Here is a 17,307-nt window from a genome sequence, read left to right as displayed (position 1 = left end):
CGGCGCCGTCGGCGGCCTTGTTGGGATGGTCGGCGGGCTTGGCGGATTCATCCTCCCGCTTGCGTTCGGAGCGCTCAATGATCTGACCGGCGTTTGGACTAGCTGCTTCGTACTGCTGTTCGTGCTCGTCTCGATCGCGCTGGTCTGGATGCACTTCGCGGTCCGCCAAATGGAGCGTTCGGCCCAGCGTCGCGGCGAGGCGGCCCTCGTTCCCGAGCTCCCCGAAATGCAGGGATTTGGAGAGCCGGGTGTCGAAGCTCCACCGCGCCGCGCGGGACCGATCGCCGACTGGCGTCCTGAGGACGAGGATTTCTGGCGGAGCCGCGGCAAGGCGATCGCAAGGCGCAATCTCGGCATCTCCACCTACTGCCTGATGCTGTCGTTCGCGGTCTGGATGGTGTGGAGCGTCGTCGTCGCGCGCTTGCCCGCCATCGGCTTCGACTTCACCACCGATCAGCTGTTCTGGCTGGCAGCACTTCCGGGCCTTTCCGGCGCCACCCTTCGGATCTTCTACGCTTTCCTCGTACCCATCTTCGGCGGTCGCCTGTGGACGACCCTATCGACCGCGTCGCTGCTCATCCCGGCCTTCGGGATCGGCTACGCCGTGCAGTCGCCCGACACGCCCTACCTCATCTTCCTCGTGCTCGCGCTTCTGTGCGGACTTGGCGGCGGCAACTTCGCCTCGTCGATGGCGAACATCAGCTACTTCTTCCCGAAGGCAGAGAAGGGCAATGCGCTGGCGCTCAATGCGGGCCTCGGCAATCTCGGCGTCAGCGTCATGCAGTTCCTAGTTCCGGTCGTCGTGACCATGGGCCTGTTCGGAGCGCTCGGCGGACAGGCGCAGGTCGCCTCGGACGGCACGCAGCTGTGGATGCAGAACGCCGGATTCGTCTGGGTGCCGTTCGTCATGCTCGGCGCGATCGCGGCCTGGTTCGGGATGAACGACATCCTCAGTGCCAAGTCTTCTTTCGCCGACCAGTCGGCGATCTTCGGTCGGCTTCATACCTGGCTGATGTGCTGGCTCTACACCGGCACATTCGGGACCTTCATCGGCATGTCGGCGGGCTTCCCGCTGCTCGCCAAGCTCGTGTTCCCGGACGTCAATGCGCTCAAATATGCCTTCGTCGGCCCGCTGCTCGGAGCAATCTCGCGGGCAGCCACCGGCTGGGTCTCCGACCGCTACGGCGGAGCGCGGGTCAGCTTCTGGGTGTTCGTCGTTCAGATCGTCGCGATCGTCGGGATGATCTGGTTCCTCGACGCGCGGAGCTTCCCCGGCTTCTTCTCGATGGTCCTGCTGCTGTTCATCGCGAGCGGTGTCGGCAATGCATCGACCTTCCAGATGGTGCCCGGGATCATGCGCCGCGAAATCGACCGCACCGAGCCCGCACTTCCGGAACCGCAGCGCCGTGCGCAGGCGGAACGGGAATCCGCGGCGGTGATCGGCTTCACCTCTGCGATCGCTGCTTACGGCGCCTTCTACATTCCGAAGGCCTACGGCTCGTCGATCCAGATGACGGGAGCCGCGGACACCGCGCTGTGGGGCTTCCTGGTCTTCTACCTCAGCTGCGCCGCACTGACCTGGTTTGCCTACAGCGGCCCGCGCGGCGTGCTTCGTGACCTAGAGCGGAAGCCTGCCCTCCGATCCGCCGCCGCCGTGCCTGCATAAAAGGACGCAAGGATGAGTCATTTCCTCGACCGCCTCACTTACTTCCGTCGAACTCAGGAAAAGTTCGCGGATGGGCACGGGATCACGACGGATGAGGCGCGCGATTGGGAGGATGCGTATCGGAAGCGCTGGGCGGCCGACAAGATAGTTCGCTCCACGCACGGCGTGAATTGCACCGGTTCCTGCTCGTGGAAAATCTACGTGAAAGGCGGGATCGTCACCTGGGAGACCCAGCAGACCGATTATCCACGCACCCGGCCGGACCTCCCGAACCATGAGCCTCGCGGATGTCCGCGCGGCGCGAGCTACAGCTGGTACCTCTATTCCGGAACGCGCATCAAATATCCGCTCGTCCGCGCACGGCTGGTCCGCCACTGGCGCGAGGCCCGGAAGACCATGACCCCCGTCGCGGCCTGGAAGTCGATCGTCCAAGATACCGACAAGCGGCGCGACTGGGTGTCGAAGCGCGGTCGCGGCGGTTTCGTCCGCGTTGGCTGGGACGAAGTGACCGAGCTGATCGCCGCAGCCAACGCCTACACGATCAAGGAATATGGCCCTGACCGGATCGCGGGCTTCTCGCCGATCCCGGCGATGTCGATGATCTCCTACGCAGCGGGCAGCCGTTACCTCTCTCTGATCGGCGGCAATCTGCTCAGCTTCTACGACTGGTATTGCGACCTTCCGCCGTCGAGCCCGCAGACCTGGGGCGAGCAGACCGACGTTCCGGAAAGCGCCGACTGGTACAACGCGGGCTTCCTGCTCGTGTGGGGCTCGAACATCCCGATGACACGCGCGCCCGACGCGCACTTCTACTCGGAAGTTCGCTACCGCGGCGCGAAGAGCGTGGTCATCGCGCCCGACTACAACGAGGCCGCGAAATTCTCGGATATGTGGCTGCACCCCAAACAGGGCACCGACGCCGCGCTCGCGCTGGCGCTCGGCCACGTCGTGCTCCGTGAATTTTACGTCGACCGGCAGGCGGAATACTTCACCGACTACACGCGCAAATATTCGGACTTCCCGTTGCTCGTGAAGCTAGTCGAACGCGACGGCCGCCTGGTCCAGGACCGGCTGCTCCGCGCGGCAGACATCAAGGGGGCGCTTGGCGAAGATGCCAATCCCGATTGGAAAACGGTCGCCTACGACGAGAACAGTGGAAAGCTGGTCTGTCCGCTCGGATCGGCGGGCCACCGCTGGGGCGACAAGGGCAAATGGAATCTCGAGGAGAAGGACGGGAAGGGCAAGGACGTCCGCCTCCGCACAACGCTGGCCGACGACCATGACGAGATCGTCCCCGTGGCATTCCCCTACTTCGGCGGCGACGCCCCGCACGACTTCGTCGCGACGGATCACCCCGAAGTCCTGCTGCGCAACATCCCCGTCAAGACGCTGAAGCTCGCCGACGGCAGCAAAGCGCAGGTCGCAACGGTGTTCGACCTCTTCTGCGCAAATTACGGCGTCGACCGCAGGTTTGGCGGCGCCAACGTCGCGAAGAGCTTCGATGACGACGTACCGTTCACGCCAGCGTGGGCCGAGAAGGTCACCGGTGTCCCGCGCCAGGCCATCATCCAGGTCGCGCGCGAATTCGCATCGAACGCAGAGATCACGAACGGCCGTTCGATGGTGATCCTCGGGGCAGGCCTCAACCATTGGTACCACATGGACATGAGCTATCGCGGGATCATCGCGCTGCTCGTCATGTGTGGATGCGTCGGCCAGTCGGGCGGCGGCTGGTCGCACTATGTCGGCCAGGAAAAGCTCCGTCCGCAGACCGGCTGGCTGCCGCTCGCGTTCGGGCTCGACTGGAGCCGCCCGCCGAGGCAGATGAACGGAACGAGCTTCTTCTACGCGCACACGGACCAGTGGCGGTACGAGAGCCTGAAAATGTCGGAGATTCTGTCTCCGCTCGCTCCAGAAGGCGACTGGTCGGGGAGTTTGCTCGACTACAATGCCAAGGCAGAGCGGATGGGCTGGCTTCCGTCGGCGCCGCAGTTCGACGCCAATCCGATCGAATGGGGCAACCGCATCAAGAGCATTGGCGCCGACCCGGCGACGGTTGTCGTCGACGCCCTGAAATCCGGGACCTCAAGCCCGCGAGCCTCGATCCCGACAATCCGGTCAACTGGCCGCGCAACATGTTCTTCTGGCGCTCGAACGTGCTCGGCGCGAGCGGCAAGGGACACGAATATTTCCTAAAGCATCTCGTTGGCTCGATGCACGGAGTGATCGGCACGGACGAAGAATCAGCGGGCCTCGAACGCCCGAAGGACGTCGTGTGGCGAGAAGACGCGCCGGTCGGGAAGCTCGACCTGATGGTCAACATCGACTTCCGCATGTCGACCACCAGCATCTATTCCGACGTAGTCCTTCCAACCGCCACCTGGTACGAGAAGCACGACCTCAACACGTCGGACATGCACCCGTTCATCCACCCGCTTTCGGCGGCGGTGGATCCGGCGTGGGAAACGAAAAGCGACTGGAACATCTTCCGGGAGATCGCGAAGAAATTCTCCGACGTCGCGCCGGAAGTTCTCAGGGTCGAGCACGACCTGGTGATGACTCCGATCTTGCATGACACGCCGGCCGAGCTTGCGCAGCCCTATGAGCCGAAGGACTGGTTGAAGGGCGAATGCGAGCCGATCCCCGGCAAGACCATGCCGAACGTGACGATCGTCGAACGCAACTATCCGGAGACGTTCGCGCGCTTCACGTCGATGGGTCCGTTGCTCGAAAAGCTCGGCAATGGCGCCAAGGGCCTCAACTGGGACACCAAGCACGAGGTCCAGCTTCTCGGCGATCTCAACGGCAGGGTCATCGAGGGAACGACCGCCGGGCGCCCGAAGATCGATTCCGACATCGACGCCTGCGAGACCATCCTCATGCTCGCTCCGGAGACCAACGGGGAGGTCGCGGTGAAGGCCTGGGAGTCGCTCGGCAAGATCACCGGCCGCGACCACTCGCATCTCGCCGTGGGCAAGGAGGAGGAGAAGATCCGCTTCCGCGACGTCGCCGCGCAGCCGCGCAAGATCATCTCGTCACCGATCTGGTCGGGGCTCGAAAGCGAGCACGTCTGCTACAACGCCGGCTATACTAACGTGCACGAGTTGATCCCGTGGCGGACACTGACCGGCCGGCAGCAGCTCTATCAGGACCATCACTGGATGCGGGCGTTCGGCGAGGCGTTTGTTACCTGGCGTCCGCCGATCGACACCAAGACCGTGCGCCAGGTTCTCGGCAAGCTGCCGAACGGCAACCAGGAGATCCTGCTCAACATCCTCACGCCCCACCAGAAGTGGGGCATCCATTCGACCTACACCGAGAACCTGATCATGCTCAGCCTCAACCGGGCGGGCCGACGGTGTGGATCAGCGAGGATGACGCAAAGGCAGCAGGCATTGTCGACAACGACTGGATCGAGGTGTTCAACGTCAACGGCGCTCTGACCGCCCGGGCGATCGTGTCGCAGCGGATCATGCCGGGCTCCGCCATCATGTACCATGCGCAGGAAAAGCTGGTGAACACGGTGGGTCGGAGATCACCGGCCAGCGCGGCGGAATCCACAACAGCGTCACGCGCATCAACATGAAGCCGACGCACATGATCGGCGGCTATGTCCAACTCGCCTACGGATTCAATTACTACGGCACCGTCGGAGCCAACCGCGACGAGTTCGTGATCGTCCGCAAGATGAGCGAAGTGAACTGGTTCGATAAAGCGGCCGACGATTCCGCCAACGTCGAGGGTGGGACTGCCGACTGGGGAACAGGCGTTAGAGGCGACCTTGCCGCCCGAAAGGAGACGGCGCGATGAAGGTCCGTGCGCAGATCGCGATGGTCCTGAACCTCGACAAGTGCATCGGCTGTCACACCTGCTCGATCACCTGCAAGAACGTCTGGACCAACCGCGAAGGCGTCGAATACGCCTGGTTCAACAACGTCGAGACCAAGCCCGGCATCGGCTACCCGAAGGACTGGGAAAACCAGGATCGCTGGAAGGGCGGCTGGGTCCGCAGGAAAAACGGAAAGATCGTTCCGCGCCAGGGCGCCAAGTGGCGCATCCTGTCGAAGATCTTCGCCAATCCGCATTTGCCCGAGATCGACGACTTCTACGAGCCGTACACCTTCGAATACGAATGGCTGCAAAATGCACCGGAACTGCAGGCGCAGCCGACGGCGCGGCCGCGATCGCTGATCACCGGCGAAAAGCTCAACAAGATCGAGTGGAGCGGCAACTGGGAGGATATGCTCGGCGGCGAGTTCGAGAAGCGCAGCCACGATTACAATTTCGACGGCGTCCAGAAGGAAATCTACGGCCAGTTCGAAAAGACGTTCATGATGTACCTGCCGAGGCTGTGCGAGCATTGCCTCAACCCGGCCTGTCTCGCTTCCTGCCCGTCCGGCGCGATCTACAAGCGGGCCGAGGACGGCATCGTCCTGATCGACCAGGAAAAGTGCCGTGGCTGGCGGATGTGCGTCTCGGGCTGCCCGTACAAGAAGATCTATTACAACTGGGCGACCGGAAAGTCGGAGAAGTGCATCTTCTGCTACCCGCGTATCGAGACCGGGCAGCCGACGGTCTGCTCGGAAACCTGCGTCGGCCGCATCCGCTATCTCGGCGTCGTCCTTTACGACGCGGACCGGATCGATTCCGCGGCCTCGGTTGAGGATCCGAAGGACCTCTATCCCGCACAACTCGACGTTTTCCTCGACCCCAATGACGTCGCGGTGCAGGAAGCCGCGCGAGCCGAAGGGATCACCGATCAGTGGCTCGAGGCGGCGATGCGCTCGCCGGTCTACAAGATGGCCGTCGAGTGGAAGATCGCCTTCCCGCTCCACCCGGAATACCGGACACTTCCGATGGTCTGGTACGTCCCGCCATTGTCGCCAATCCAGTCCGCGGCGGAGGCCGGCAAGATGTCGGTCCAGGACGGAATGCCGGACGTCCGGTCGCTCCGGATTCCGCTGCGCTACCTCGCCAATCTGCTGACTGCAGGCGACGAGGAACCGATCGCGGCGGCGCTCGAGCGGATGCTGGCGATGCGCGCCTACATGCGTGCGAAGAGCGTCGAAGGCCGCATCGACGAGTCCATCCCGGAACGCGTGGGACTGACCCGCACCCGCATCGAGGAAATGTACCGGATCATGGCGCTCGCCGCCTATGAGGACCGCTATGTCATCCCGACTGCGCGCCGCGAGTTGGATGAAGACGCCTATGTCCTTCGCGGATCGTCCGGCTTCGGCTTCCGCGAGGGCACGCAGGGCAGGACCAAGGTCAATTTGTTCGGCGGCGGCGCGGACAAGGCCAGGGCAAAGCGCGAACCTCGATTGGACATTCCCTCATGAAGCTAACGCTGAGATCGCTCGCCGCATTGCTCGGCTATCCTTCGGCGGAGCTGAAGGAGAACGCCGGCGAAATCCGCCATGTGCTTCGATCGGAGGCGGTATTGCCCGCCGCCGAATTGGCCCGGCTGGAGACTCTTCTAACCAAGATCGGGACGACGGAATTGCTCGACCTTCAGTCCGCCTACAGCGAGTTGTTCGACCGCTCCCGCTCGCTTTCGTTGCACCTGTTCGAGCATGTCCATGGCGACAGCCGCGAGCGGGGCCAGGCGATGATCGACCTTGGCCAGCAATATATGGAAAGCGGCTTCTTCCTCGAAGCCAGCGAACTTCCGGACTTCGTGCCGGTGTTCCTCGAATATGCGTCCTGCCTCTCCGCTCGGGACGCTCGCGAGATGCTCGGTCAGCCCGCGCATGTCTTCGCCGCCCTCGCCGAGCGCCTCGACAAGAGGGAGGCACCCTACGGCGCCGTCTTCCACGCGCTCGTCGCCCTGTCGAAGGTTCGCGTGGACGCCGACGCCCGCGCGCTGGTCGACGAGAACACTCCCGCCGTGGATGCCGCGGATATCGATGCCGAATGGGAGGAGGCACCGGTCTCGTTCAACCTCGGCGGAGCACATGAAATGGGCGGCCCGACGGGAGTCGTCGCCAAGATCAGGGCCTCGAACCGCCCGGTGAACCAGGAGGCCGCACGATGACCGATTTCATCAACCAGCTCGCGTTCGGCTGGTATCCGTATCTTGCGGTCACGGTGCTGGTCGTCGGAAGCATCCTGCGTTTCGATTCCAACCAGTACAGCTGGCGATCGCAGTCGAGCCAGTTCCTCCGCCGCCGCCAGATGGTGCTCGGCTCCAACCTCTTCCACATGGGAATCCTGGTGCTCTTGATGGGCCATTTCGTCGGCCTGCTGACCCCGATCAACGTCTTCGACGCGCTCGGCGTGAGCCATTCTTTCAAGCAGACCACGGCGCTGGTGGTCGGCGGGATCGCCGGCCTCTTCGCCTACATTGGCTGCACCTTACTGCTCCACCGGCGGCTATTCGATTCGCGGATCCGCAAGAGTTCGTCGGTCGGCGACATCCTCGTCCTGGTCCTGCTATGGCTCCAGCTCACGCTCGGCTTGCTCACTACCTGGTGGACGTTGAAGCATCTCGACGGCAGCGAGATGGTGAAGTTCATGAGCTGGGCGAACGGAATGCTTCGGCTCAACCCTGCGGCACCGGAAATCCTCAAGGACGTGGCGCTCGTCTACAAGCTCCACATCATCCTTGGGCTGACGCTGTTCCTGATCACGCCGTTCACGCGCCTCGTGCACATCTGGAGCGCGCCGGTCTGGTTCCTGCTGCGGCCCGGATACCAGATCGTCCGGACCCGGCGCTCAAAGCACACCGCCGCATCGCCGACCCGCGGACCGGCAGGCGGGGCACCCAGCTACGGCGGGCCGACCGTGCTTCGGCAGATGGCCGAAAGCGGGCAGGAAGGCGCATGAGCCGCCGCCTCGACGTCATCAATCTCGGCGATCCGGCGCAGCGGCCGGATCCGCGGATGATGAGTTCCTGCGAGACCGGCGGATGCGGCGGCGGCGCGGAACCGCTGATCCCGCCGCCGCCAACATTCGGGGAAGTCCGGATCAACGGCGTGGAGATTTCGCCCGAAGCGATCGCACAGGAGATCCAGCACCACCCGGCACCTGACGCCGAGACCGCATGGGTGGAGGCGGCACGCGCGCTCGCCGTCCGTGAGTTGCTGCTTCAGGAAGCCCGCCGCCTCGGTGTCGAAGCAGAGCCGGGCACCGACGATTCCGGCCGTTCCGAGATCGGCGACGATGCTACGATCCGGGCCCTGCTTGAAGAGGAAGTCGTTCCAGCGGAGCCGGGCGAATCCGAATGCCTTCGCTACTATCAGGCGAACGAAAACCGCTTCCGGACTCCGGAGCTGTTTGAGGCGGCCCACATCCTGATCGAGCCTGAAGGCGATAGCGAAGAGGCCTGGAAGACAGCGCTCGAACGCGCCCAAGGCATTGTCGAGCAGGTCGGCGACAGACCGGAAGCATTCGCCGCTGCGGCTCGCTCACACTCCGCATGTCCTTCGGCACAGCAGGACGGCTCGCTAGGCCAAATCCGTCGCGGCGAGTTGGTGCCGGAAGTGCAGGCCGGGCTCGAAGCGCTGGGCGAAGGAAGCACGGCCCGCGAGCCGATCCGCTCCCGCTTCGGCTGGCATATCCTTCGCCTCCATCGCCGCATCGAGGGACGCACAATTCCCTTCGACGTCGTGCAGGGCAGGATCGCCGACATGCTCGAAGCGCGCAGCTGGTCGGTCGAGGCGGCGCGCTACGTGGCTTCGCTCGCCGCTCGAAACGAGGTCGAGGGCGTGCAGATCGCGGGAGCGCCCTGATGCCGATGCTCGGCGACATGCTGGCGGCGGCTCGGGATTCATCGGGCCATTTCCAGGCCTGGCTCGAACGGTCCGATCCGGAACTTGCGAAAGAAGTTCAGCGAGTTTCCACCCTGCAGGGCATGTCTCCGACCGGCTACGTCCGTGCCGCGATGTCGGACTTCAACCGCTTCGCCTCCGAAGAGGATTGGGCGACGCTCACCTCGAGTCTGAAGACAACGGACGATCCGGGAACCCTGTGCCTGCTAGGAATGGTGCACTGGCGCTTGACCGCCCGCGGGTGTGCGGAGCACTCTTCAATCCCGCGCGGTGGAGCGTCGGCGGAGCATCGATCATGAACGACCGAAAAGACGAACGGCAAAATGTCCCGCTCAATCCGGCACTGAAGAGCGAGACCGAAACCGTCTACGAGACGAAGGTCTCGTCGCCCGCTCCGATCGAGACGACTTCGGCCAAGGAGAATGAGGGCGAGACCTGGCCGATAGTCTGGCTGCTGGTGACCTTCCTGGGTCTCATTTTGGCTGTCTACTTCCTCGTCTAGAGGCTCCACTCGGCCTGAAGCCAAAGCTTGCGGGTGTCGATCCCGAAGTCCCTGGCGTTGTAGTCCGCATATTTCAGCAGGAAGCCGATCTTGCCGAGCTTGAAGCCTGCCGAAGCGTCCCACTCCGTTCCATATTCCAGACCGCCTTTGGCGCTGTCGAACTGGTGGAAGGCGACAACCGCGTTGAGGCCGGGTAGCGCCTTCACCTTATCGAACGTCCTGCCGACGGAGACATAGGCGTCCTCAAGTCCTGCCGGCGGAGTCGTGAGGAAGATGTCCGCCCATCCATTGAACTTGTGAAGCGTGGCCAGCGGCGTTTGCACCGATCGCCCATTGTCGCTGCCGAGCCGTTCCCAGCCTCCCGTAAGGTTGAAGCCGGCGAGCTTCGTGCCAGCCTCGAACGACCAGTAATCCGCCGCATAGTTGAACGGATTATCGCCGTAGTCCGACTGCCGGGCATAGCTTCCGCGGAGTATCAGTTTCGTCTTTCCGCCCAGGGGAATGGCGCCGCTTACAAAGCCGCCATAGGTCTGGCTGCTATTCGGCAGGGCGAAGGTCTCGTCATAGTCGATCAAATAGGCGAACAGCTTACCCTGCACCGGACCGAGCTTCGAACCGACACCGGCAAATACGAAATTGCCGTCGATCGAGGTTCGCGGACCTGCATCGCCGCCGAAGATCGTCCGCTGGCTGATCGCGTAGGTCAGGTCGGCCGTGACCGGGCCAAGCTTCCCCTCGCCGCGAACGCCGTCGAACGTCTGCTCGTTCTGGCGCCAGCCGACCGATCCTACCCAGCGCTGGTCGTCCAGGTTGATGCGCTGGCGGCCAATCGTCACGCCGACGTTCTTCGACTTGTACTGAAGCTGCAGCCGGTTGAGCTCGATGTTCTCGGGTCCGAGACCACCCCATATTGCGGACGCCTCTGGCTGTCGGCGATCGGGAAGGGGAAGGCATTGTAGTGATTGACCAGCGCCGCCGTGCCCTCGCCTTCCGCGAGGATCGAGAGCTTGCCCAGCTTCGCTTCGGCTCCGGCGCGCAGGCGCAGCGTGAACGCGTCCGCATCGAGCGCGCCCTGATCGACGGCCTCGTAACGCAGCCGCGCATCGAGGATCGGCTTGATCTGCAGCTGGTCGGCTCCAGTCGACTTGTCCGCTTCGGCCGCGAGTGCAGGGCTCGAGATCGCGAGCGTCGCCAGGACGGCCACCGCCGCCCCCGCCAGATGGTTCAACTTGCGCATAAGCTGCCCGCCGTTTGTCGTTTCCCGCTATTCTCATTAGTCCGGGCGAGCGTTGGCGAAGTGATCTAGCGCAAAGCCTTTTGGGTAGGCTGCATCGAGGGAGGGCGATGGACGGGACCACGATCATCTGGATCGCCGCTCTGATGGCCATAGCTGCAGCACTCTATTCGAGCGTCGGCCATGGCGGGGCGTCGGCCTATCTCGCGATCATGGCCTTGTTCTCCATCGCGCCCGAGACGATGCGTCCGACGGCGCTCGCGCTTAACCTGGTCGTCGCGACGTTCGCAGCCGCAAGCTTCGCGCTGAAGGGCCAGACGAACTGGAGACTGCTTGCCGCCTTTGCGGCGACCGCGGTGCCGGCTGCTTACATCGGCGGCAGTGTCGAACTTCCGCCCGAAATCTATAGACCGCTCGTCGGCGTAATACTCCTGCTCGCTGCGGCCAGGCTCTTCTGGCAGCCGGAACGGCTCGCTGCGCGCCCGGTGCACACGCCTTCGCTGGCGGTGACACTACCGGCGGGAGCAGCCCTCGGCTTGCTTGCGGGGCTGACCGGAACCGGCGGCGGAATCTTCCTCAGCCCGCTGATTATCCTGTTTGGGTGGGAGGAGGCGCGAAAGACTTCGGGCATCGCCGCGGCGTTCATTGTTCTCAATTCCGCGGCGGGCTGCTCGGCAATCTGGCGAGCGTTCAGAAGCTTCCGATCGAACTGCCGGTCCTCGTCGCGTCGGTCTTCGCCGGTGCGCTTCTCGGACCTGGCTGGGCGTGTCGCGCCTGCCAAGGCATCGCCTGCTGCAGGGACTGGCGATCGTCCTCGTGATTGCCGCCGTCAAGCTGCTACTGACGTGAAGATCGCCGCCGTCATCCTTGCTGGCGGCGAAGGGAGCCGCATCGGCGGCGATAAACCGATGCGACTGCTCGGCGGAACCACCTTGCTGGACCGGGCGATCGATTACGCGAGCGGACTGTCAGACGAGGTCGCGGTGGCGGTGCGCGACCAGCTGGTTGGCCATGCGGGAGTGGCGATCATTCGGGACAACCCGACGATAGAAGGTCCGCTAGCCGGCTTGGTCGCTGCGCTCGGCTTCGGACGCGATGAGGATGCGGATGCAGTCCTGACATTGCCCGCGGACATGCCGTTCCTGCCACCGGATCTCGCCGATCGACTTGCTGAAAGATTGGCGAATAACGGCGCCGCGATCGCGACGAGCGGCGGGTACCTCCATCCGGTCTGCGGGCTTTGGCTCACCGCAACGCTCGATTTCGTGCCGGAGTATCTCGCATCGGGGAGGCGGTCACTTAGGGGCTCGCGGAAACGGTCGGCTATGTCGCTGTCGACTGGCCTGCCGACCCCGAAGACCCGTTCTTCAATATCAATACTTCGGCCGAACTCGCTCAGGCGGAGCGAAGGGTTCAGCGCTAGAAGTCGAGGACTTCGACTTCCGCGCCTGCCGGCACGGCTGACGCATCTGCGAGTTGGCGGACGAGTACGTCGGCGTCTGCCAACGCCTGCTGGGCGCTCGAATCCTGGAAGCCGAGGATTTCGACCTTGCCCCCGCTCCACCGCGCCCGGTGAAACGTCTCGCGAGAACCGCACTCTTTCAGCGGCGTGCCCAGACTTGCGGTCCGCCACTTCAGCGCTTCGTCCGGGTTTCGCCCCGACAACCCGGCTAGCAATGGCGCGAGGAACAGCCTTCCGGTGACGAGCGCGGACGTCGGATTTCCGGGAAGTCCGATCACCAGCTTGGAACTGGCGCGGCCGAGCCAGACCGGCTTTCCGGGCTTGATGGCAACCTTCGAGAAAATCAGGTCGAGGCCCAATGGCTCGAACATCGCCTTCGCGAAGTCCTTCTCCCCCACCGAGGCGCCACCGGTGACGACCACCAAATCCGCGTCCGTTAGGGCCTCGACTGCAGCTTCCTCCATTACTGGAAGCTTGTCGCGAAGGCGTTTCCTCCGGACGACGTCAGCGCCCCAATCGGCCACCATCGCTGCAATGCCAAGCGATACGCTTTCTGGAATCGCGTCCGGAAGTTCCGCCGCCATCCCAGGCTCAGCGAGCTCATCGCCCGTACCGAGGATCGCCACGCGCGGCCTCGAATAGACTTCGACCTGGGCGAGGTCCGCAGCGGCCGTGGCCACGATAGCCCTCTTGTCGAGCAGGCGGCCTGCAGCGAGAAGCTGCTGCCCCTGCTCGAAGTCGCTGCCACGCTTCCGGATATGACGCGCGTCGCCGGCCTGTCCGATCACGGCGAGGTCGTCTTCGCGCCGCACATTCTCCTGAATGACGACCCGATCGGCTCCTTCGGGAACGGGCGCACCGGTAAAGATCCTGACGCACTTGCCCGATCCGATCGCACCATTCCAGCCGCCGCCAGCGAAGGAATCCCCGACGATCTTCAGCTTTGCCGGAAGGGTTGAGAGGTCGGCCTCGCGCACCGCATAGCCATCCATCGCCGACACGTCCCGGCGGGGCGATGCAATTCGCGCAATGGCGGGCGCCGCGAGCACTCGCCCGGCTGCCGCGTCGATTGCGACGGTCTCGGTCCCAAGCGGATGCGCAGCGCCGCGAACGCGCTCGAGTGCCTCGTCGAAGCTGATCATTGCGCCTCCGACCGCTCCCAGTCGCCGGACTTGCCGCCGCTCTTCGAAACGACCCTAATCGCGCCGATCGACATCGTCCGGTCGATCGCCTTGAGCATGTCGAACAAGGTGAGGCAGGCGACGGATACGGCGGTCAGCGCCTCCATCTCGACGCCGGTTACGCCGTTGGTGCGCACCTCGGCCGCGACCCGGAAGCCGGGAAGCGAATCGTCCATTTCGATCTTCACGTCCGCCTTCGTGATCGGCAGCGGATGGCAGAGCGGGATCAGCTCGGCGGTGCGCTTCGCGGCCATGATGCCCGCAAGTTCGGCAGTCCGAATGACAGAGCCTTTAGGCGCCGTTCCGGCCTTCACCTGCTCAAGCGTGACGGCACTGCACGAAAGCGCGCCCTCAGCCACCGCAACGCGCGCGGTCACATCCTTTCCGGACACGTCGACCATCCGCGCGCGTCCTTGCTCGTCGAGATGGGTGAGCTTGCTCACGCGCACAAATGCCTCAGACGGGGATCTGTCCGGCTAGAGAGCAGGGGCGATAGCGGCTGTCGAGCTCGTGGCGCAGCACGAGGTCCCAGCCGTCCCGGCAAGCCCCGGTCGAGCCCGGCAGGCAAAAGACGAACGTATCGTCGATCTGACCGGCGAACGCCCGTGACTGAAGCGTTGAGAAACCCACGGTTCCGAAACTCGCCTGGTGAAACAGTATCGAGAAGCCGTCCATCTCCCGCCGGAACAGGGGCTTGACCGATTCCGGAGTCACGTCCCGCGGGGAAAAGCCCGTGCCGCCGGTAGAGATGACAAGGTCCACGCCCGGGTCGTCGACCCACGACCGGACCTGTCTCCGGATCGCGTCCACGTCGTCGGTCACGATCGCCTTGCCGGCAAGCTCATGCCCAGCAGCTGTCAGCCGCTCTGCAAGAAGGCCGCCGGACTTATCCGTTTGCTCGTCGCGCGTGTCGGACACCGTCAGCACGGCAATGCGCAGCGGATAGAAGGTCAGGCTCTCGTCAATTCCAGCCACGCGTCACTCCCACCGGCCCCGGTCGGCATAATCCGCCTCGGTCGGCTCGATCCAGCTTGCGCCGGCCGGGCCTTCCTCGCGTTTCCAGAAGACTGCTTCGGTCTTCAAGCGGTCCATGAGGTAATCGGCCGCCTCGAACGCTGCCCGCCGGTGCGCGGACGCCGCGGCGGCGAAGACGATCGGCTCGCCCGCGCCAATCTCGCCGCAGCGATGGACGACCCTGACCTGGCTCACATCGAACCGCTCCGCGGCTTCGACCGCGATATCCTCGAGCGATTTCAGGGTCAGGCGCGGGTGATGTTCCAGCACCAGCCGGTCGACATTCGCTCCATCCTTCGATTGCGGCCGGGCGAGGCCGACGAAACTGACCACCGCGCCATCGTTCGAAGCAGCCTCGACCAATCTCGCCAGCTCGGCCGACGGATCGAACGGACCAGCTTCAAGGCGCGCTCTGACGCTCATCAGCCTCCGGATACCGGTGGGAAGAATTCGACGCTGTCGCCGGAGCGGACGATGTGGCTGTCCGCGACCACGATATCGCCGACCAATGCGCGGACCCGATGCCCGAGCGCATTCGCCGCACGCGGATACTCTGTCGCTAAAAGCGCCCGCAGCTCCGAGACCGAACAGCTTTCCGGAACATCGACTTCGATCTCCCGGCCGACCGATTCCGCCAGCCTTCCGTAGAAGTGAATCTTCATGCCTCTGCGCCTTATCATCTTGGCCGAGAGCGGCGCTAGCTGCCCGGGAAGCCTGGCAGAGTGATGCAGGTCAAGACTGCCCATACGTTCCAGTCCGTTATCCGCGAGAATTGACCTCCATCAAATGATCGGCTGCCCGCTCCGCATAGTGGCGAAGGCTGGGAGGGCCTCCATGGTCTCGACGATTTCGCGCAGTTTCTCACTGTTGGTCGCCGCGTGCGCCGCCTTGTTCATGGCGGCGGCCGCTCGCGATTCAGCATTTGCAGTCCACATGCTGATCTTCGCCAGTGCGGGCATTCTCGCCGCATTCGCGACCGCCAACGGCATTGGGTTCCTGCAGCCCTCGGCACGTGATCTCGAGAGTCGGTACGACGACCAGCTCATCAGGTTCGGCGTGATCCTGACCGTCTTCTGGGGCGTGGTCGGCTTCTTGGTGGGACTAGTCATCGCGGCCCAGCTCTCCTTCCCGCTGCTCAACCTCCATTTCGAATGGTCGACCTTCGGAAGGCTCCGGCCCTTGCACACCAGCGCGGTCATCTTCGCATTCGGTGGCACCGCGCTCATCACGACGAGCTTCTACGTGGTCCAGCGAACCTGCCGGGCCCGCCTAGCCTTGCCGTCGCTCGCACGCTTCGTGTTCTGGGTTACCAGCTGTTCATCGTCCTGGCCGCGACCGGTTACCTCATGGGGTCACGGAATCGCGCGAATATGCCGAGCCCGAATGGTACGTCGACATCTGGCTGACCCTCGTTTGGGTCGCCTACCTCGCAGTGTTTGTCGGCACGATCATGAAGCGGAGCGAGCCGCACATCTACGTCGCGAACTGGTTCTACCTCGGTTTCATCCTGACCGTGGCCATGCTCCACTTGGTCAACAATCTGAGCATGCCGGTCAGCCTGCTCGGCTCCAAGAGCTACTCCGCCTTCTCCGGGGTCCAGGATGCCCTCACGCAGTGGTGGTACGGCCATAACGCGGTCGGCTTCTTTCTGACCGCCGGCTTCCTGGCCATGATGTACTACTTCGTGCCCAAGCAGGCTGAACGCCCGATCTACAGCTACCGTCTGTCGATCGTGCACTTCTGGAGCCTGATCTTTCTCTACATCTGGGCCGGCCCGCACCACCTCCACTACACCGCTCTGCCCGACTGGGCGCAGACGTTGGGGATGGTCTTTTCGGTCATGCTGTGGATGCCGAGCTGGGGCGGGATGATCAACGGCCTCATGACCCTCAACGGGGCTTGGGACAAGCTTCGCACCGACCCGATCATCCGCATGATGGTCGCGGCGCTCGCCTTCTACGGAATGAGCACATTCGAGGGCCCGATGATGTCCATCAAGGCCGTCAATTCGCTCTCGCATTACACCGAATGGACCATCGGCCACGTCCACAGCGGAGCGCTCGGCTGGAACGGGATGATCACCTTCGCTGCGATCTACTATCTCGTCCCGCGCCTCTGGGGCCGCGAGCGGCTCTACTCGCTCCGCATGGTCAACTGGCACTTCTGGTTGGCGATCGTCGGGATTGCGATCTACGCCGCCTCCATGTGGGTGGCGGGCATCAGCCAGGGGCTGATGGCGCGCGAATATGGCGAGGACGGTTACCTCGTCTACTCCTTCGCCGACATCGTGAAGACGATGCATCCCTATTACGTGATGCGCCTGTCCGGCGGCGGCCTCTACTTCATCGGCGCGCTGATGATGGCCGTGAACGTATGGCGGACCATCCGCGGCGACGTTCGCCAGGAACAGCCGCTCTACGCACCGAAGTATGACGTTGCCGCCGACCGCCCGGTCGTCCAGCCGGCCCACGCCTGA

At 63.9% G+C, this 17,307-nt stretch carries 18 protein-coding genes and 2 pseudogenes; 13 read left to right on the top strand and 7 right to left on the bottom strand.

Features of this window, described 5'->3' with window-relative positions; translation table 11 throughout:
* Positions 1–25: 25 nt before the first annotated feature.
* Genes H9L14_RS00620 through H9L14_RS00585 form a run of 11 tightly spaced genes read left to right on the top strand, consistent with a single transcriptional unit; the run spans position 26 to position 9,940 of the window.
* Entirely contained in the window at positions 26–1,666 is a 1,641-nt protein-coding gene (locus H9L14_RS00620; protein ID WP_187708814.1) for a NarK family nitrate/nitrite MFS transporter, read from the top strand.
* 12 nt (positions 1,667–1,678) lie between these two features.
* Positions 1,679–3,862: a nitrate reductase subunit alpha gene (locus tag H9L14_RS16390; RefSeq protein WP_281389398.1), complete on the top strand. Its 2,184-nt coding sequence runs from the start codon at positions 1,679–1,681 to the stop codon at positions 3,860–3,862.
* A complete protein-coding gene (locus H9L14_RS16385; RefSeq protein WP_281389397.1) occupies positions 3,802–5,109 on the top strand; it encodes a molybdopterin-dependent oxidoreductase in 1,308 nt (435 codons plus the stop codon). The genes H9L14_RS16390 and H9L14_RS16385 overlap by 61 nt, the downstream gene beginning before the upstream one ends.
* On the top strand, positions 5,025–5,252 hold the full coding sequence (locus H9L14_RS16380) for a molybdopterin dinucleotide binding domain-containing protein (protein ID WP_281389396.1): 228 nt from the start codon (positions 5,025–5,027) through the stop codon (positions 5,250–5,252). The genes H9L14_RS16385 and H9L14_RS16380 overlap by 85 nt, the downstream gene beginning before the upstream one ends.
* Positions 5,249–5,476, top strand: coding sequence for a hypothetical protein (locus tag H9L14_RS16375; protein ID WP_281389395.1), 228 nt, complete (start codon positions 5,249–5,251; stop codon positions 5,474–5,476). The genes H9L14_RS16380 and H9L14_RS16375 overlap by 4 nt, the downstream gene beginning before the upstream one ends.
* Positions 5,473–7,008 (top strand): nitrate reductase subunit beta, encoded by a 1,536-nt coding sequence (gene narH, locus H9L14_RS00610; RefSeq protein ID WP_187708813.1) that lies wholly within the window; start codon positions 5,473–5,475, stop codon positions 7,006–7,008. Before H9L14_RS16375 ends, narH begins: the two co-directional genes overlap by 4 nt.
* On the top strand, positions 7,005–7,703 hold the full coding sequence (narJ, locus tag H9L14_RS00605; RefSeq protein WP_187708812.1) for a nitrate reductase molybdenum cofactor assembly chaperone: 699 nt from the start codon (positions 7,005–7,007) through the stop codon (positions 7,701–7,703). The genes narH and narJ overlap by 4 nt, the downstream gene beginning before the upstream one ends.
* Complete coding sequence (gene narI / locus H9L14_RS00600) at positions 7,700–8,494, top strand: respiratory nitrate reductase subunit gamma (protein WP_187708811.1); 795 nt, start codon at positions 7,700–7,702, stop codon at positions 8,492–8,494. The genes narJ and narI overlap by 4 nt, the downstream gene beginning before the upstream one ends.
* Entirely contained in the window at positions 8,491–9,399 is a 909-nt protein-coding gene (locus tag H9L14_RS00595; RefSeq protein ID WP_187708810.1) for a peptidylprolyl isomerase, read from the top strand. The genes narI and H9L14_RS00595 overlap by 4 nt, the downstream gene beginning before the upstream one ends.
* Positions 9,399–9,737, top strand: coding sequence for a hypothetical protein (locus tag H9L14_RS00590; RefSeq protein WP_187708809.1), 339 nt, complete (start codon positions 9,399–9,401; stop codon positions 9,735–9,737). The genes H9L14_RS00595 and H9L14_RS00590 overlap by 1 nt, the downstream gene beginning before the upstream one ends.
* Positions 9,734–9,940 carry a hypothetical protein gene (locus tag H9L14_RS00585; protein WP_187708808.1) on the top strand — a complete coding sequence of 69 codons (207 nt, stop codon included), beginning with the start codon at positions 9,734–9,736 and terminating at the stop codon, positions 9,938–9,940. The genes H9L14_RS00590 and H9L14_RS00585 overlap by 4 nt, the downstream gene beginning before the upstream one ends.
* Here H9L14_RS00585 and H9L14_RS00580 read toward each other — a convergent pair.
* Both H9L14_RS00580 and H9L14_RS15320 read right to left on the bottom strand, forming a co-directional pair.
* Positions 9,937–10,776, bottom strand: coding sequence for an alginate export family protein (locus H9L14_RS00580; protein WP_246444291.1), 840 nt, complete (start codon positions 10,774–10,776; stop codon positions 9,937–9,939). The genes H9L14_RS00585 and H9L14_RS00580 overlap by 4 nt on opposite strands.
* Positions 10,773–11,177, bottom strand: a complete 405-nt coding sequence (locus tag H9L14_RS15320; RefSeq protein WP_246444288.1) for a hypothetical protein — start codon at positions 11,175–11,177, stop codon at positions 10,773–10,775. The genes H9L14_RS00580 and H9L14_RS15320 overlap by 4 nt, the downstream gene beginning before the upstream one ends.
* A 107-nt stretch (positions 11,178–11,284) precedes the next feature.
* Between H9L14_RS15320 and H9L14_RS17235 the strand changes: the two are divergent.
* A pseudogene (locus H9L14_RS17235) lies at positions 11,285–12,466 on the top strand (TSUP family transporter); the annotation flags it as partial.
* A gap of 127 nt (positions 12,467–12,593) precedes the next feature.
* Here the strand turns inward: H9L14_RS17235 and H9L14_RS15315 are convergent.
* Genes H9L14_RS15315 through H9L14_RS00555 form a run of 5 tightly spaced genes read right to left on the bottom strand, consistent with a single transcriptional unit; the run spans position 12,594 to position 15,493 of the window.
* Positions 12,594–13,778 carry a molybdopterin molybdotransferase MoeA gene (locus H9L14_RS15315; RefSeq protein ID WP_246444286.1) on the bottom strand — a complete coding sequence of 395 codons (1,185 nt, stop codon included), beginning with the start codon at positions 13,776–13,778 and terminating at the stop codon, positions 12,594–12,596.
* Entirely contained in the window at positions 13,775–14,260 is a 486-nt protein-coding gene (moaC, locus tag H9L14_RS00570) for a cyclic pyranopterin monophosphate synthase MoaC (protein WP_187708806.1), read from the bottom strand. Before moaC ends, H9L14_RS15315 begins: the two co-directional genes overlap by 4 nt.
* 13 nt (positions 14,261–14,273) lie before the next feature.
* Complete coding sequence (gene moaB / locus H9L14_RS00565; protein WP_187708805.1) at positions 14,274–14,792, bottom strand: molybdenum cofactor biosynthesis protein B; 519 nt, start codon at positions 14,790–14,792, stop codon at positions 14,274–14,276.
* Positions 14,793–14,795: 3 nt separating this feature from the next.
* Positions 14,796–15,254: a molybdenum cofactor biosynthesis protein MoaE gene (locus tag H9L14_RS00560; RefSeq protein ID WP_187708804.1), complete on the bottom strand. Its 459-nt coding sequence runs from the start codon at positions 15,252–15,254 to the stop codon at positions 14,796–14,798.
* Positions 15,254–15,493 carry a MoaD/ThiS family protein gene (locus tag H9L14_RS00555; RefSeq protein WP_187708803.1) on the bottom strand — a complete coding sequence of 80 codons (240 nt, stop codon included), beginning with the start codon at positions 15,491–15,493 and terminating at the stop codon, positions 15,254–15,256. The genes H9L14_RS00560 and H9L14_RS00555 overlap by 1 nt, the downstream gene beginning before the upstream one ends.
* A 172-nt stretch (positions 15,494–15,665) precedes the next feature.
* Here H9L14_RS00555 and ccoN point away from each other — a divergent pair.
* Positions 15,666–17,307 (top strand): annotated as a pseudogene (gene ccoN, locus H9L14_RS00550) (cytochrome-c oxidase, cbb3-type subunit I).

Origin of the sequence: Sphingomonas sediminicola (genome assembly GCF_014489515.1) — a bacterium.
Classification (GTDB): Bacteria; Pseudomonadota; Alphaproteobacteria; order Sphingomonadales; family Sphingomonadaceae; genus Sphingomicrobium; species Sphingomicrobium sediminicola.
This window is presented reverse-complemented; position numbering and strand designations above follow the sequence as displayed.

What these genes read in the sequence shown, in the direction of transcription:
- H9L14_RS00620 (WP_187708814.1), top strand. Translation starts at nt 26, where the DNA reads ATGGTCGGCGGGCTTGGCGGATTCATCCTCCCGCTTGCGTTCGGAGCG.
- H9L14_RS16390 (WP_281389398.1), top strand. Translation starts at nt 1,679, where the DNA reads ATGAGTCATTTCCTCGACCGCCTCACTTACTTCCGTCGAACTCAGGAA.
- H9L14_RS16385 (WP_281389397.1), top strand. Translation starts at nt 3,802, where the DNA reads ATGTTCTTCTGGCGCTCGAACGTGCTCGGCGCGAGCGGCAAGGGACAC.
- H9L14_RS16375 (WP_281389395.1), top strand. Translation starts at nt 5,249, where the DNA reads ATGAAGCCGACGCACATGATCGGCGGCTATGTCCAACTCGCCTACGGA.
- narH (WP_187708813.1), top strand. Translation starts at nt 5,473, where the DNA reads ATGAAGGTCCGTGCGCAGATCGCGATGGTCCTGAACCTCGACAAGTGC.
- narJ (WP_187708812.1), top strand. Translation starts at nt 7,005, where the DNA reads ATGAAGCTAACGCTGAGATCGCTCGCCGCATTGCTCGGCTATCCTTCG.
- narI (WP_187708811.1), top strand. Translation starts at nt 7,700, where the DNA reads ATGACCGATTTCATCAACCAGCTCGCGTTCGGCTGGTATCCGTATCTT.
- H9L14_RS00595 (WP_187708810.1), top strand. Translation starts at nt 8,491, where the DNA reads ATGAGCCGCCGCCTCGACGTCATCAATCTCGGCGATCCGGCGCAGCGG.
- H9L14_RS00590 (WP_187708809.1), top strand. Translation starts at nt 9,399, where the DNA reads ATGCCGATGCTCGGCGACATGCTGGCGGCGGCTCGGGATTCATCGGGC.
- H9L14_RS00585 (WP_187708808.1), top strand. Translation starts at nt 9,734, where the DNA reads ATGAACGACCGAAAAGACGAACGGCAAAATGTCCCGCTCAATCCGGCA.
- H9L14_RS15320 (WP_246444288.1), bottom strand. Translation starts at nt 11,177, where the DNA reads ATGCGCAAGTTGAACCATCTGGCGGGGGCGGCGGTGGCCGTCCTGGCG.
- H9L14_RS15315 (WP_246444286.1), bottom strand. Translation starts at nt 13,778, where the DNA reads ATGATCAGCTTCGACGAGGCACTCGAGCGCGTTCGCGGCGCTGCGCAT.
- H9L14_RS00560 (WP_187708804.1), bottom strand. Translation starts at nt 15,254, where the DNA reads ATGAGCGTCAGAGCGCGCCTTGAAGCTGGTCCGTTCGATCCGTCGGCC.
- H9L14_RS00555 (WP_187708803.1), bottom strand. Translation starts at nt 15,493, where the DNA reads ATGAAGATTCACTTCTACGGAAGGCTGGCGGAATCGGTCGGCCGGGAG.